The sequence below is a fragment of the Flagellimonas sp. genome, from assembly GCF_965215805.1.
Taxonomy (GTDB): Bacteria; Bacteroidota; Bacteroidia; order Flavobacteriales; family Flavobacteriaceae; genus Flagellimonas.
The window spans coordinates 1,754,865-1,770,614 of the sequence record NZ_OZ244124.1 but is presented as its reverse complement, the minus strand read 5'-3'; the positions used below and the strand labels follow the sequence as shown (position 1 = coordinate 1,770,614).

The following is a 15,750-nucleotide window of genomic DNA, read 5'->3' as shown; positions in this document are numbered from 1 at the left end:
GATTGACCGGTTTTAGTAAAAAAGTAAAGATATAGTATTATGCACACACCCCAAAACTTAAAGATGGCCTTACTGGTCATTAGTTTCCTCACCGGACTGTCACTTTTATATAAGGTGATTCCGGTTTCTAAAAATCTGGACGATTTTTATGCTGAGGAAATGTACTTGGTAACCTACCGCTATTATTTTAAGAACAATGATGGCAACACCACCATTAAAACCTATTTGCCAAAAAATAATAGTAGACAACGCATCAGTGCGGAAGAAACAGGGGCAAAAAAGGGCATTCAATTTGAACGGGTTGCCCAAGACGGAAACCTGATGGGCGTTTGGACCGCCAACAAGCCCAATTTATTCCAAAATGTGGACTATCAGTTCATGTACGAGGGCAAGGCAAAACAGTTCCATATTCCCCAAAACTTCAAAAGTACCTTAGAGGCCGCACACCCCTATCTGAATGAAACTGAACATATCCAGGCTTTTCATCCAAAAATTTCCCAAAAAGCAAAGGAGCTGGTCTTGGGCTCCAAAAGTGATTTGGAATCAGTACAACGCTTGTTCAACTTTGTTCATTCCATTCCTTCCGCTCCCATCATTAGCTTTACCGATGCCCTAACCACGTTGGAACAAAATAGGGCCTCTTGCAATGGCAAAAGTAGATTGTTGGTGGCGCTGGCACGAAATCTAGGGTATCCTGCCAGAATTAAGGGCGGAATCTTGTTGGAACATACCCGAAAAAGGACCTCGCACGCATGGGTCGAAATATTGATCGATGACCAATGGGTTCCTTTTGATGCCCTCAATGGACACTTTGCCTACATGCCTTCCAATTTTCTGGAATTGTATGCTGGTGACGAATTCCTATTGGTTCATACGGCAGGGGTGCAATTGGACTATACCTATGAAATAAAAGAATTGGACAAGATTCCCTTTCTGAGCATGAACTCAGAACAATTCAGTAACATCTCCCCTTTTTCGCTTTGGGGACTAGTAGAACAAAAGGTTTTGCCAAAAAAGGGCCTCCATCTGTTATTGTTACTCCCCATAGGTGGCTTGATCGTGGCCTTTCTAAGAAATGTGGTTGGCCTGAAGACCTTTGGGGTGTTTTTACCGGTACTCATTGCCATGGCGTTGATAGAAACTGGTTTTGCACAAGGCATTTTCATTTTTTTGGGATTGATACTATTTGTTGGATTGGTTGCACACCCGTTCAACCGGATGGGACTGTTGCAAACTCCCAAAATGGTCATTTCCCTCACTTTGATGGTCATGGTCATGGCACTGGGTTCCTATTTGGGTGTCAAAACCGAGATTGTATGGCTAACCTCACTTACGATTTTCCCAACCATTATTCTTACCATTTCTGCGGAACGTTTTTCCACCTTAATCCAAGAAGATGGTTTTCAAAAAGCTTCGAGCACCTTGCTCCAGACCTTGATGGCCGTATCCGTATGTTACTATGTGATAGCCAATGAATGGCTTCCCACTGTACTGATCCTTTTTCCGGAAATCCTAATCTGGGTAATCATGTTGTCCATTGTCCTTGGAAAATACATAGGGTTACGTTGGACCGAGGTTCTTCGCTTTAATCCTTTACTAACCCCAAAATCAGTTTGAATATGTTAGGCAGATTTTTCAACATTGGTCCCAATTCAGAAGTTGTGGGGCTCAACGACAGGAATTTGAATCTTATTTATCCGAACAATCCCAGAAAGCATTATGCCCTTGCGGACGATAAGGTTAAATCCAAAGAAATCTTACATAAAAACCATATTGCCTGTGCAGAAACTTACGCTGTCATCAACCGTGTAAGTGAGATAAAACGTATCTGGACCTCATGCAAAAAATATGACACCTTGGCCATTAAACCTGCCAATGGTTGTGGGGGCAATGGCATCAAAATTTTACGTAAAAGGCTACATAATAATTGGATCAGTGGCGGTAAAATAATCCATGATCAGCAGGTGGTCCATCATATCATGAGCATTATCTCTGGGGTATATTCCATGGGGTCCACAGACAGTTGCCTTATTGAGGAATGCATTGTTCCCCATCCCTTTTTTGGTGAAATATACGGCACCGGAGTTCCCGATTTTAGGATCATTACCCTTAAACATAAACCTGTTTTGGCCATGCTCCGAATGCCCACCTCCAAATCGGATGGTAAGGCAAACCTGCACCAGAAGGGCGTAGGTATCGGGATTGACATCAACAAAGGGACCTTGACCCAGGTCTTTGACGGGAAGCGTTATTTGGACCATCATCCTGACAACCCCCAAACCATAACCGGGAAGCCCATTCCTTACTGGAATGAGCTTATCGAAATATCAAAAGCGACGGCCAAAGCATTTCCGTTGGATTACTTGGGCATTGACTTGGTCATTGACAAAACAAAGGGGCCACAAGTAATGGAAGTAAACGTAAGACCAGGCTTGGGCATCCAATTGGTCAACAAAATGGGGTTGCGCAAGGCCATTGCGCTTGTTGAAGAACAACAAAGCAAGTATGTCCCCATCCGAAAATTATCTCAATACAAAGAATCACCAATTCTTAAACCTATTGGCGAACAACTAGTAGGCTAAAACATAATCCAGTCATGAAAAAAATATATATCAGCATTTGTATAAGCTTGGTTTCCTTTGTCCTTGTTGGACAGGAAAGGCATCAATTGGAAATTGCCACATTGGGTGGTTATGAGTACAACTATTTTAAAAGTCCTACCATGATCAGCACTGATGATGGCCTTTTAACCGAGGAAGATTTGATTTCCAGCAGTTTCTATCAAGACGTCAGCGCTGACTACGGTTTTCGCTATAAATGGGGCGCGGATCGTATTCGGTTCTACGCCCTCCCCTATGCCCGAATTTTTCAAGAGAACATGGACGACAGTTATTGGAGCATCGATTCCAAAGTCAAATATGATCATAAGTTCAATAGAAAAACGCGATTCTTTGCAGGTTTGAACTTCAAAAGAATGAACCGTGAAGGGTTGGATGGAGCCCAGGATGTATTGGTGAACCCATTGGGGTATACCCTCTTGGGTTCTGAACTTGAACTGAAGCGAACCAACACCAAGGATGTAACCGGTCGTATTCGACTTTTCCATAATTTCAAGAATTTTGATGCCTTTGGGACCCGAGATTTGGAATACCACGAATTTGGTAGTCAGCTTAAATTGGAAAAGGAATTTGAGAAACAGGATTTAGAACACACCCTAGGGTTTCTTGCCTATTACAAAGTGCGGTTGTACAACACCTTCAATGCATCCGAAATATCCAGTGAAGGTAATCGGGATTGGCGCTATATCAGAGCTACTGCGTATTACGAGTATCCCATTAGCAAATCCATACGATTAAAACCCAGCGTCACCTACTATCAGCGTATGGACCCATTGGCCAATCGTTCTGGATTTCGGCAATATGGCCCCTCTTTGGGTCTCTATGTAAAAACCAAAAGAACCAGAATACGATCTCAAATTGAATACCTGAAAAGGGATTATACCGATATACTAGCGAGAGACAATGAAGGCCCATTGGAAGAGAACATTGCGTATAATTACACCGACTTTTCCCTGCGCTTTGAGCACCAGTTAAGTCACAGCAGTTTTTCGCTTACGGGCAATCTATACAGTAGGTTGAGAACCACGAATTATTCAGATTTGGCGGCCCGATCTTTTAGGGGGTACCGAAATCAATATGCCGGGATTGGGATAAAATGGGAACTATGAAAATCTAGTGCATCCATAGTTCCCTCTCTAGCTAGTTGGACTTTTCCACCTGTATTTCGATGGATTGGTCAGATTCCATATCCAACCAAAGTATAAGGTCGTTTCCATGTAGGGTCTTGCTGATTCCAACTCGGTAGTCTTTCCCTTTTTGGAGTCGATTGCCGTTCATGGACAATCTCAGATCTTCCCCACCTTTCCAATTCCCAACAACAATGGCGGGGTCGATTATGGGGGAGTCAATGTTTCCCTCTATGGTAAAGGTCAATGTGCTAAATATATCCTGCCCATTTTGTAATTGATATGCCATTTGGGTAGGATCATATCCATTGTTTGTATATCCACCCGTTCCCTTGACGTTCAATTTAGCGGGATTGTCCCAACTTTTGGCAAATGGGACCAAAGCTTGTACTTCACCTTTTGTCATTCCATGCAGCATCAACTTGGTCACCTTCTTTTCGGATTTCGCATAAGGCTCCCATTGGGCCTTATCCGGCAGGTTTAAGGATTCAATCATGGTACCATCAGGTTCATTAAAATCCAAGGAATACACAAACCCGTTCTTTTTAGAAGCCAATTTTAGATTATCCAATGCAAAGGTTCTAGGTGTTTCCGAACCTTGAATCTCCAGATAAATTTCATACATCCTGCTTAAATCGGCCTCGTCTTTAAAGTCCTCCAATTGTATCTCTGCAGTATAGGTATTGAAGTTTTTGTCGTTCAAGGTAAATCCCGTCCCCAATTTGGCAAGATCAATATCCTCGGTGATTTCTGAGGAACGGTCATACATGATCAATTTTACATCCGAAGTCCATAAATTGGCATAGTCGAATGAAAAGTGAATCCCATTCCTTAAATCTTCCGGCTTATCGAACATCAGATCTATAGCTCCCCACTCTGTTGCCGTCCATTGAAGGGCTTGGTTTTGAATCACGGTTTTATAACCATAGCTTCCCCAACTGTCCACAGGTGGATCTATGGCCAATGCAATATGGCCCAAGGAAGAATGTGAGGGTTTTTCCGCACTTTCCGCCCCCCTACCATCGCTGGCATCTTGGGAAACAGGCCAATGGTCCCACCAGTTGAAAAAGGAGTTCTTTCCAGTTCCGCGGTAAGGGGTAATCAAATTGTCAAACTCCTTTGGTGGTGACACCAAGGCAAAAGGATGCCACTCGCTTTTAAGGTTTACCTTAAAAATATTGGCCTTGGATGGGTTTTTGTCGAAAAGCGGCGCTCCATTTTCATCCCAAACATAGGTGATATGTTCCCCCTCCATATTTGCAACGGAAATGGCCCCGTTTTGAATATTTTCGTGAGGCAGGGTGCCTGGTTGGTTGATTACGATCGCTTCCTGAAATTCCATCCATTTGTGCAATCCACTGCTATGCGCAGTGATTTTGCGCACACCTTTGGCATTGGGATAAATGGTATAATACTCATCCACCCAATCAAACCAACCTGTTTCTTGGTCTATAAATGGATGCTCATAACTCACATCAACAGGGGCGTATCGCCAATGGACCACTACGCGTGCATCATTACTTTCAATGATCCGTACTTGGGAATAGCGACATTGTTTATCGCTCATGGGCTCCACAATGCTAGTAGTATTTGAGCTGTGCACATCTCTGCGCTCCACAAATTCGTTGGTATACCAAACGCCATTTTCCGACACCCATGCCGGAATGTAACTAGTACCTCTCCAGAACACAAACTTATGTCCCCCATCTTCAAATTGTACCACCACATCCGGATGATCACCAATGCGCCAATCCTTGTCCCAAATGGGATCATATTCCAATTTCGCATAATAGGCCCCAAACGCTCCCGGTCCATCTGGACCTGAAGGGAGTTTGTAGAGATTGCCCTCCTGGGCCAAAGTTCCCACAACACAAAATATCCCCAGTACAAGTGCGGAGAGGACACGGTTAATTTCCAAGATTTCTTTTTTGATTGAATTTTTCATTGTTCAAATAGTTTTCGTTTGACCTAGATTTATTTCTTGATGATTTTATAGGATCCATTTTTGCCTTCACATCCTACTTTGACCACATATGTTCCTGGGACCAGACTATCGGTAGGAATCCTGGCCTTTCGGGCTTCAATCTGGTAGTCCTCTTGTTGGATCAATGTCCCACCCATAGAGAATATTCCAACGTCTATGGTCTTGATTCTTTTTGATGGAACACTTATGGTAAAATAATCACTGACCGGGTTTGGGTAGAGTTCGATAAGCTCGTACAGTTCCGCCTTGTACTCCATATGCCCTTCACATGCCTTATCCGAAGTCACCGTTATTTTATCGCCATGCTCTACAGGGACTTTAAATTCCTTGCTATTAAAACGACCTACGACATCCTTGTTCACCCGAACCGTGAAGGGTGCGGTCCCATTGACAATTTCCACGGACAATTGATGGTCCTGTCCCGTTTTTGCAACAAGGGAGGTGCTCCCTGAAATTTCATTTCCTGCCGCTATGGCCACCTCAAAGCAACGCTGGCAATCACTCGCTGCACCAATATAGCTGATGCACAATTCGTAATTTCCCGGAGTCAGCCCATCAATTTGGGTTTCTTCAGTAAACGGATAATCTACTCCATTGACATTCGCATTATATACCCCGGACTGGGCACTACTGATGTGGATGTTACCATTGTTCTTTCCCAAACAGGTTTCTCCTACGGTTTTGATCTCAAAATTATTCTGCACTAAATCATCCAAAGGACAACCTTCCACACTTATGCCCAAAACCTTGCCTCCAACAACCAAAGGATGTGGGACGGCTGTTATAGGAGTAATAGCTCCCGCAAAGGACTGCCCATTGTTTTGTGCACTTAGCTGTTGGTTGGTCTTTCCAACATATCGGTTATCGATACACTCATCGCCATTTTCAAGAGTGCATCTGGCTTCATTGGTGATGGGAACATAATTAGCATCTTGGGCATTGTAATAGACTTGGGAATCCTTGAAAGGACCAAAATCAAATGAAATGTTCTGTGGAGTAAAGAACCAATTCTCTTCTTTGGCATCCGCCAATAGAGCAAATCCATCCTGGTCAAAATTATGGTTGTGAAGTTGTGGCAAGAGCACAATATTCTTGTTCGCATTCAAAAAATTGATAGGACCTGCAGACTCCTTTATCACGACTCTTGGATATCCCCCATCAAATACCATTGGAAAATCTTCATTGGGTTGTTGGGTCGGATTTTTAATCTCAATATCGGTCCCTGAATTATTGAAAGTTCCCCCATCAATGGTTACGTTGGCATTTAATGCCGTTGTAAGCCCAACGGCATTCCCCGAAAAACCTTCAATGGTATTGTTGATCAAGTTCCAGTTATAGGTATTGTGGTAAAAATCGAGGTCAATCCCGATCGCAACCGGTTCCTCGGCCACTACTCCAGGAAGCGGGTTGGTTCCATAATTCTCAAATTCTTGGGAAGAATTATAGCCGACAACCCTAGAATTTTGGATGGTAACGTTGGAGGTATGGTTATGTCCAAATCCCCTTCTTCGAATATTCCACAATATCGTATGGTCAAAAACAAGGTTAAGCTGTTGGCGATAAATATCTGGAGTAAGGTTCATCCATTCTTCTGGATCATTACTTTCCTCTCTGCTCAAGTGAAACTCCGTATGCACATAATAGGTATGCACGCCCCTAGCCAAGGTGTAGGCAGTATTGTTGCGAAACGGACGGGGCTGTAGGTACCAAATATCCAGTACAAACCCTGGATATTGCGCTTTCCAATCCTTCAGGGCCTGGTTCAGAACAGGAAATTCCGCAGCCGGTACATGGGTATCAATATCACCCCGGGCCATTCCCAAACCTTTTTCAATAAGTCCGTCTACCCAGTATACATAAGCATGGCCAGTAGATCCTGCCACCACGTTCCCTTCAACGGTCACACCAGTTCCATGGAACCAAAAACCATCCCCTTGCCAGGCAAAATCCTGCCTTCCTTCCCTAATATCGGCCAAAGCCTGGGTTGGTCCACCCTCAAAATATGAATTCCTAGGCCTTGGAATCGCGGTCATAGGCTCAGTGGGGTTATACGTCCGTATTGCAATGTTTTCTATAAAGGAACCTGTTTCGTTCCCCGATTCGGTACAAAATGCACTCCCTACCACATCATAGCTTACATTCCTGACAAAGTTGACACGGGACGAATGGTTCACAAAGCCCCACCCGGGATCATTATTGACCACACAGCCTTCCACATGGGCCGGGTCTGGCAAAAAGGCCTTGGCCGGGTACACACTGGTATCCACAGCACCTCTATGGAAGTGAAAAGAATAACGCCCCCTGGGATTCCTTCCTCCGTTGGGCACAGGCGAACCTGTGTCCTGACCTCTTTCCAAATCTTCAAAATCCCAATCATCCAAAATGATGGATTTGTCTGTCCTTCCCGTATTGTTGGCTTCTACATATCGCAAATCCACATCTTGATTGTGCATAAACATCATATGCCCTCTTGGCTTTCGAAATTCCCCACTGATGGAAGTCACACTTGGATTTTCTGAAGTAACAATGATGTTTCTGGTCAAATTGGCCAAGTGAACATCAAGATCAGCTGCTTGCGATGGCGCTTTGTGGTCTAGGACCAATGGGCTTTGTATGCTAATCACATTTCCTGCAATCCCCGATATCTCCACTACCTCATCGCTGGTAAAGCTGTTGATATCCGTCCCTGCCAACGCCAACTTGTCCCCAGTATTCCAACCTGAGGGTACGGAATTGAGAACCAACTGGGTTGCCCCGGCATTCGGTTGGTTGGCATTATCAAAGCCCAACCAATTGGTCTTGTCCGCTCCGTGCATCCGAACCGGGCCCATCAGCACAGCCCCTGGAGCAAATCTTTGCGGGTCAAACGCTTGTGTAGTCCCTCCTCTTTCCGCAAAAACCAGTTTTGCGGTAACTGAGGCATCCACTTTGTTAGCAGCTGTGCCAATCTCAAAGGAGCCGCCCATTTCGCTGACCAAGTATTCTGTACGTAATTCAGTGTTTACATTTGTTGCATATTGTAATTTCCCTCCTTGTGCAATGCGAACCGATTTGAACTCTTGGGCAATAAGTCCATCCACCGTGACCGTAATGCCATTGGGGATCAAAACCCTATCATCATCCGATGGAAGAAGGCCTCCCCATGTTGCCGAAGCACTCCAGTTACCACTTTGGGCGGCTGTGATTGTAGCTGTGCCGGCAACGTCCACTGCCGACTGTCCAAATCCAACGCACTGCACAAATACGGTGCAAATTGCTATTGCCACAAGATGTGCGCAATTCTTAACTCTTTTTGAAATATTGCTGTAATAATTGACCATTCGTTATACTTGATTTTACTTTTATTTATGTTTTGATAAAAAAGACCGCCGACTTTGGGTAGAAAAAGCCGACGGTCCACACCATCCAAATCAATCTATCTTAAAATTCCAGACCGGACCTACTGCTGCCGACTGTTTATCATCGCTGACCACAATCCGCCAATAATAGGTGCCAGCACCTTGAAGATCAACAGTCCTATTTGTTTCTGAAACACCCGAAACCAACAAGGCAGGTGGATTGGAAGTCCCGAAATAAACATCATAGGTGAGTGAATCGTTATCAGGATCTTCCCCAGACCATGTCAAATCCGCAGTAGCTCCTACCACCGATCCCTCATTTGCCGGAGCGACCAAGGCTGGTTGGTACGGGACACTATTGGCTGTTGCCTCTGGTTCCGTTACAAACTTCCACACCTCAGAAGTAGCGTTCTCCTCCGATCCCGATCTTTTGGTGATGATTCGCCAATAGTAGGTCGTATTCCGCTCTAGGGTATAGACCTTTGTATTCCCACTAACCGCTTCTTGGAACACTGGAGTTGAAAATCCATTGTCCTTGGACACCTCAATTTCTTGGGTGATCGTACCTGTATTACTGTCTGACCATCTGAATTCCAAATTGAAGTTGGTACAGATAAGATCGTTGGTCGGAAACTCCAATTTTGCCGCTTTAAGGGGCACTTCATTACCAGGACCAGGACCTCCACCAGGTTCGTCGTCTCCCTTTGAGCACGAGGCATTGAACATCATCGCTGAAAAAGCCATCAGGGCAAGAATCACCCTACTTTTATTTATTGTTTTCATTTTTATATTTTGATTATTTTAAAGTTTCGTTCATGTCCTTCACAGCCCACCTTGAGCATGTACAGACCTTTTTTTAATCCATCTGACTTTACTGTAGCCTCACGATTTTGAATCGTATATTCCTTTTGTTGGAGCAATGTTCCATTCATCGTATATATTCCGACAGAAAGGCTATCCATTTCGTCTGAAGGAACCCGGATATTGAAATGGTCTAGAACGGGATTGGGGTAAATCTCAATCAATTCATATAACTCGGCCAGGAAGTCCAATTGCCCTTCACAGTGCTTGTCCGAAGTAATTGTTACGCGGTCTCGGTGTTCCACGGGAATGGAAAAATCTTTGGAGGTATATCGCCCGACCACCTTGTCGTTCACACGAACTGTATACGGTGCCGTCCCTGCAGCCATTTTTACCGCTACTTCGTTACCAAATCCAGATTTGGTTTTAAGGGAAGAAGTCCCTGAAAGCGCAATCCCGCCACCAATGACTAATTCGAAACAGCGTTCACATTCCACCGTCGTCCCTATGTAGGAGACACAGACGGAATAGGTATTTGGAGCTAGGTTATTGAAGTCCACGTTGGTGGTAAACGACTGCTCCACCCCATTGATCTTGGCCAGATATGAACCTGATTGCTGGCTTGTGATGGATATGCTTCCATTGTTTTTTCCTGCACAGGTCTCGTCCACCGCATTAATGGTAAAGTTGTTGGACGGCAGATCATCAATGGGGCATCCCTCAACAGCATAAATCACTTTTCCTCCAGTGATCATCGGGTGGGTGTTCGCCGTTACAGGTAATATTTCACCACCTAAAGAGGTTCCATACAGTGATTGTAATTCCTGATTGCTTTTTCCTAGAAATACATTTGGCGTACGACGTTCGGGAAAGATGTTTTCCGCATCATACCTAAGCGGATCTAATAGGTTGGCCGAGGGAACCGGCACAAAATCCGCAGCCTGTTCATCAAAATAAACTTTGGTATTGTTGAAAGGGCCAAAATTTAAAGTGATGTTATCAGGGAGTAAAAAGTACCCCGTCATTTTCACACCAGATCCATCAGGGTGAAGCAAAGCAAAGGAATCCCCTGCATTATTTACGAGGTGCATCTGGGCATCCAGCACAATATTTTTATCTGGATTATTAAAAACGATATTGCCTTGGATGAGGATATTCCTCCAAGGTGTGGTTTTATCCACAGGTGTGGGGTCAGCGATGATCATTCTACTATTGTTCCCAGGATCATTAACCTCCTCATTATTTACCACTCTATCTTGCCAGCCCCTGGCCCAGTTCACTTCCCGAATAAAAATGTCCGTTCCTGAATTATCAAAAGTTCCTCCGTTCACCAACACCTCTGCATTCATGGGCAAAGTCAATGCTTGTGATTCACCGTCCCACCCTACTATAGTATTATTCTCAAGGGTCCAGCTACGCGTATTGTGATATTGATCCAAGTCCACACCAATGGAGTGCGGCTCCACTTCCAAAAGTCCGGGATAAGGGTTGGGTTGGGGTCGCCAAGGTGCTAAAGCTGTGGAAGCACCATACCCAAATATCTTGTTGTTCCTTAAGGTGATCTGGGCACAGTTCTCAAATTGCATTCCGGTTCTCCGGATACCCCATAACAAGGTGTTCTCAATCACCAAGTTCATCGTATTGCGATAATTGGGAGGCATTACATTGAATTCAATGCTTTCCGGGTCATTGGTTTCATGGAACTCTGTCATGATGTAGTCTCCACGGAATCCTTGGGCCGAAGTATATCCGATATTATCCTTAAAAGGTTTGGGGAGAATGTACCACACATCAAAGATCCAATTGGGGTATTGTTGTGCCCTGGCTTTTACTTCTGCATTTAAAGCGGGAAACTCCACAGGGTCCACATACAGGTCAATCCTGTTTTGCATCTGGGGTCGACCTTTAAGACTTTCCCAAAGTCCTTCGGTCCAATAGATATAGGCATGACCACTGCAGCCGGAGACCACATTGCCCTCAATGGTAACTCCCGTTCCGTGAACCCAGAATCCATCTCCTTGGTGGGCAAAATCTGAAATTTGTTCGCGGCCATCAGTAAGACCATCGGTACGGCCACCTTCAATTCCCAATTCGCCACCCGCTGGGCGACCTAGGTTTAGGGGTTCTGAGGGATTATAGGTCCTAATGGCAATATTCCTGAGAAAAGAACCCAGTTCGTCACCTGCTTCCGTGCAGTAGGCGGAGCCGACCACTTCATAACTTACATTATTGATAAAATCAACATTGGAAGAGTGGTTTGTGTAGCCCCATCCCGGGTCATTGTTGACCACACATCCCTCCACAAGTGCTTTGTTGGAATTGTTGTCCAAAGTCCTATGAAAATGAATGGAATATCTACCTCTTGGATTCTTACCTTCCCCAGCGGGATAAGGAACGGTTGTGCTCCATCTTGGATCGGGCTGTCCTTCCTCGCCTTCCTCCGGTACGGACCAATCATCCAGTTCAATAGCTTTATCCGTTCTACCGGTGTTTTCAGTTTCAATGTATTTCAAAACAACATCGGGGTTGTGCATGAACATCATATGGCCCCTGGGTTTTCCATAGCCATTGGTTCCACTAAGCGCAGCAACACCGGGGTTTTCTGAGGAAACGATGACGTTTCTTGTATTGTTGGACACATGCACATCAACCATACCGGCCAATTGCGAAGGTGGTTGGTGGTTTTTGGTCAATGCGTTAGTCAAGGTTACCGTGCTTCCATCAATACCGCTTATGGTGACCTTTTCATCACTCTGATAATCGTTGATGTCAGTTCCCGCCACAACCAATTCATCACCCACTCTCCATCCCGCAGGTGTTGTACCCAATGACAATTGAGTAGCCCCCGCTGTTGGATGGACGGCCAATGTGGTCCAGCTGGTCTTGTCTGCACCATGCATACGAACCGGTCCCATGAAGACCGCACCCGGAGCGAAACGGTTGGGGTCTTCCGCTTGTGTGGTACCACCCCGCCAAGCGAATACCAATTTGGCGGTTACCGTAGCATCTACTTTATTTGCTTCCGTGCCGATCTCAAAAGAGCCTCCCATTTCGCTGACCAAAAACTCTGTTCTGAGTTCGGTATTCACATTTGTGGCATATTGTAGTTTTCCACCACTGGCAATACGAATGGATTTGAAATTTTGGGCAATTAAAGCGTCGACAGTGACGGTGACATTGTTTGGAATCAAAACCCTGGCATCATTCCCTGGAACATTCCCTCCCCAAGTTGAAGCTGCACTCCAATTACCGCTTTGGGTGGCAGTGACTGTAGCCGTACCCGCAACTTGGACGGCAGACTGCCCTTGTAGGTTCCAAACGGAGGCCATCAAGACCAATATGGCTAACAGGAACTTTAAATGATTTCTTCGAAATAGTCGTTTTCTCATATCTTATTTAATATTTATAACTAACCTTATAAACAGTGCAAATCAAGTTTACCCAACCCCATTACCTCTAAAAAGTGAAACAAAGCGCTAAGTTACTTATTAATCTTTAGTAAGTAACATGAATTATGTTAAGAAGTAAGTTTTTGAAATCGTCTTTTCCGGAATATCATGATAGATACATCCTATTGACTGGATTCCAGTCCGTAGCCCAATCGGTTAAGGTTCAACTCCAAATTTGTAAATGGTGGCACTCTCAAACTGCTCTCCAGGATTCAAAATTGTGGATGGGAAATTGTCATGGTTCGGGGCATCAGGAAAATGTTGCGTCTCCAAACAAAGCCCAGACCTAAACTTATAGGCCACACCATTTTTGCCAACAATATCGCCTTTTAGGAAGTTTCCAGAATAAAATTGAATACCAGGCTCGGTAGTCAACACATCTAATAATCTACCTGAAATAGGCTCATAAACACTTGCAATCAATTCGCAAGCCCCATCTTCCTTGTCCAATACAAAATTATGGTCGTACCCACCTCCATTCTTAAGTTGGACATGACCCGTTTCAATATGCTCGCCTATGGTTTTGAATTCCCTAAAATCAAAAGGCGTATCATTCACCGAATCAATGGTGCCATGAGGTATCAATTTGGCATCCACAGGGGTAAAGCAGGATGCTTTGATCTTTAAATCATGATTAAGAATTGTGGTCTCGCCACCATCCTTTAAATTAAAATAGGTGTGATTGGTCAAATTCACAATCGTGGTTTTATCGGTTTCCGCGCGGTATTCGATTTTTAATTGGTTGCTATTGTCCAAGGTGTAGGTAACCCAACATTTCATGTTGCCTGGATAATCTTCTTCGCCATCTTCACTGAGATAAAACAAGGAAACTCCAACCTCATCCCCACTATGGAAGGTTTGGGCTTTCCAAATCTGTTTATCAAAACCTTTGATGCCCCCATGCAGACTATTGCCATTGCTGTTTTGCGGTAACTGAAACTGCGTTCCATTGATGCGAAATCTGCCTTGGTTTATCCTGTTCGCAAAACGACCAGCTATACATCCAAAATAATCGCTTTTCTCTTCATAGTCAGTGATATTATCATGCCCCAGGACTACATCTTCCACCTTTCCATACCGATCAGGAACGCAAATATTTTTTATAATGCCTCCATAATTAAGAATTTCCACTGTCATTCCAGCTCCATTGCCCAGCTTAAAAAGCGACACCCGTTGGTTCTCCTTGGTATAACCAAAAGTAGATTCTTCTATAGTCATATAACTTTATCAATTAGGCTTGTTTACCGATTCCTTGCAATAAAATGTCTTGGCTACAAACGCCTAAGCACATTCAAACAAGACAAATCTTGAGCGAACCATTCTTTGCAGGATGAGCAAATATAATCTTTGTAATGTTATATTAGTAAGATTTGATTAAATATTCTCAAATTCTGTCCAATGTGTCCTTTGCTTAAACAGCGGAGCTAAATAACTTTTCCAAGAATCTCGGGATACTTTAATGAAATTAAGTTGTTTTTGATATTATGGTGTACAAGATTGAGAATGGGCATACTAAGAATCCATCTAATAATACCTGTTGGGTAGAAACTGTGGAAATTGATGAAAATACATTTCTTCGGCTACATATGGACCTTTGCCAAAAACCAGGTGTGATTTTAAAAAAGAACACTTAATGGTTTCAGAATTAATCAAATATTTAGTTCTGCCTGAAAAAGGCCAATTGAATTATTAGGATTATACGATGTGCAGAGTTTTGTTAATCATTAGTCGCAAAATCCCATATTGGACCTATGGACACCCCCCCTCTTCCATCCTTGGAAACAACTCTCCAATAATACACTTTACCTGGTTCTACCGAAATAGAATATGTGTCACTTTCTAACCCTTCGTCAAATAAAGGGGGATTTTCATCCGTGCCAAAATAAAGATCGTAGCTTAATGTATCACCATCTTCATCTGTCGTATTCCAAATTAAATCTATTGAGGATTCATCAACCAAGGTGCCAATATTTGGGTTTGCCAAAGTAGGTTGTGTTGGCAATCTATTAGGTTCAGTCTCTGCTTCGGTGTAAAACTTCCAAGTATCACTATAACCACTATAATTGTTGTTGTTATCCGAAGCTCTGACCCTCCAAAATAGAGTTTCTCCCTTTTCTAAAACCATCACAGAAGATAAATCCGATGTTGAAGTCTCATTGACCATATTCTCAAAATTCCCATCATAAGCAACATCCACAAAATACGTAATGGGATCTCCATCAGAATCGGCAGCTGCGTTCCACTCAAACTCCAACTCGTTCTCAATACATACCAGATTATCACTTGGATAAATCAATAAAGGTATCGAAGGGGCTTCGTTCGTCCCAACTGGTTTTTTATCCGGTTCTTCAGCGTTGCCATTTCCACCATCACTACTACAACCGATTAGAAACACAAACAGCAATACTGAACATTTTAATCTTATCATCAAAT

General features: G+C 43.8%; 9 protein-coding genes. 3 read left to right on the top strand and 6 right to left on the bottom strand.

All coding sequences use genetic code 11. From position 1 onward, the window contains the following. Window positions 1-39 precede the first annotated feature (39 nt). Genes ACOOE0_RS07850 through ACOOE0_RS07840 form a run of 3 tightly spaced genes read left to right on the top strand, consistent with a single transcriptional unit; the run spans window position 40 to window position 3,727 of the window. Window positions 40-1,617, top strand: coding sequence for a 7TM domain-containing protein (locus ACOOE0_RS07850; protein ID WP_420401918.1), 1,578 nt, complete (start codon window positions 40-42; stop codon window positions 1,615-1,617). 2 nt (window positions 1,618-1,619) lie between these two features. Further along, window positions 1,620-2,582: a sugar-transfer associated ATP-grasp domain-containing protein gene (locus ACOOE0_RS07845; RefSeq protein ID WP_420401917.1), complete on the top strand. Its 963-nt coding sequence runs from the start codon at window positions 1,620-1,622 to the stop codon at window positions 2,580-2,582. Window positions 2,583-2,596: 14 nt separating this feature from the next. Continuing rightward, window positions 2,597-3,727: a hypothetical protein gene (locus ACOOE0_RS07840; RefSeq protein WP_420401916.1), complete on the top strand. Its 1,131-nt coding sequence runs from the start codon at window positions 2,597-2,599 to the stop codon at window positions 3,725-3,727. Between the two features lie 31 nt (window positions 3,728-3,758). Here ACOOE0_RS07840 and ACOOE0_RS07835 read toward each other — a convergent pair whose 3' ends face one another. From ACOOE0_RS07835 to ACOOE0_RS07810, 6 genes are all read right to left on the bottom strand, one after another. Next, a complete protein-coding gene (locus tag ACOOE0_RS07835) occupies window positions 3,759-5,690 on the bottom strand; it encodes a hypothetical protein (protein ID WP_420401915.1) in 1,932 nt (643 codons plus the stop codon). 29 nt (window positions 5,691-5,719) lie between these two features. Further along, on the bottom strand, window positions 5,720-8,995 hold the full coding sequence (locus tag ACOOE0_RS07830) for a T9SS type A sorting domain-containing protein (protein ID WP_420401914.1): 3,276 nt from the start codon (window positions 8,993-8,995) through the stop codon (window positions 5,720-5,722). A gap of 144 nt (window positions 8,996-9,139) precedes the next feature. Continuing rightward, window positions 9,140-9,850 (bottom strand): hypothetical protein, encoded by a 711-nt coding sequence (locus ACOOE0_RS07825; protein WP_420401913.1) that lies wholly within the window; start codon window positions 9,848-9,850, stop codon window positions 9,140-9,142. A gap of 2 nt (window positions 9,851-9,852) precedes the next feature. After that, window positions 9,853-13,257: a G8 domain-containing protein gene (locus ACOOE0_RS07820; RefSeq protein ID WP_420401912.1), complete on the bottom strand. Its 3,405-nt coding sequence runs from the start codon at window positions 13,255-13,257 to the stop codon at window positions 9,853-9,855. A gap of 216 nt (window positions 13,258-13,473) precedes the next feature. Next, window positions 13,474-14,535 carry an aldose epimerase family protein gene (locus ACOOE0_RS07815; RefSeq protein WP_420401911.1) on the bottom strand — a complete coding sequence of 354 codons (1,062 nt, stop codon included), beginning with the start codon at window positions 14,533-14,535 and terminating at the stop codon, window positions 13,474-13,476. Between the two features lie 499 nt (window positions 14,536-15,034). Next, a complete protein-coding gene (locus tag ACOOE0_RS07810) occupies window positions 15,035-15,745 on the bottom strand; it encodes a hypothetical protein (RefSeq protein ID WP_420401910.1) in 711 nt (236 codons plus the stop codon). Between the last annotated feature and the right edge of the window lie 5 nt (window positions 15,746-15,750).

Excerpts from the sequence above, each read along its gene's own strand:
- ACOOE0_RS07810 (WP_420401910.1), bottom strand. The coding sequence starts at position 15,745 with ATGATAAGATTAAAATGTTCAGTATTGCTGTTTGTGTTTCTAATCGGT.
- ACOOE0_RS07850 (WP_420401918.1), top strand. The coding sequence starts at position 40 with ATGCACACACCCCAAAACTTAAAGATGGCCTTACTGGTCATTAGTTTC.
- ACOOE0_RS07835 (WP_420401915.1), bottom strand. The coding sequence starts at position 5,690 with ATGAAAAATTCAATCAAAAAAGAAATCTTGGAAATTAACCGTGTCCTC.
- ACOOE0_RS07815 (WP_420401911.1), bottom strand. The coding sequence starts at position 14,535 with ATGACTATAGAAGAATCTACTTTTGGTTATACCAAGGAGAACCAACGG.
- ACOOE0_RS07820 (WP_420401912.1), bottom strand. The coding sequence starts at position 13,257 with ATGAGAAAACGACTATTTCGAAGAAATCATTTAAAGTTCCTGTTAGCC.
- ACOOE0_RS07825 (WP_420401913.1), bottom strand. The coding sequence starts at position 9,850 with ATGAAAACAATAAATAAAAGTAGGGTGATTCTTGCCCTGATGGCTTTT.
- ACOOE0_RS07845 (WP_420401917.1), top strand. The coding sequence starts at position 1,620 with ATGTTAGGCAGATTTTTCAACATTGGTCCCAATTCAGAAGTTGTGGGG.
- ACOOE0_RS07840 (WP_420401916.1), top strand. The coding sequence starts at position 2,597 with ATGAAAAAAATATATATCAGCATTTGTATAAGCTTGGTTTCCTTTGTC.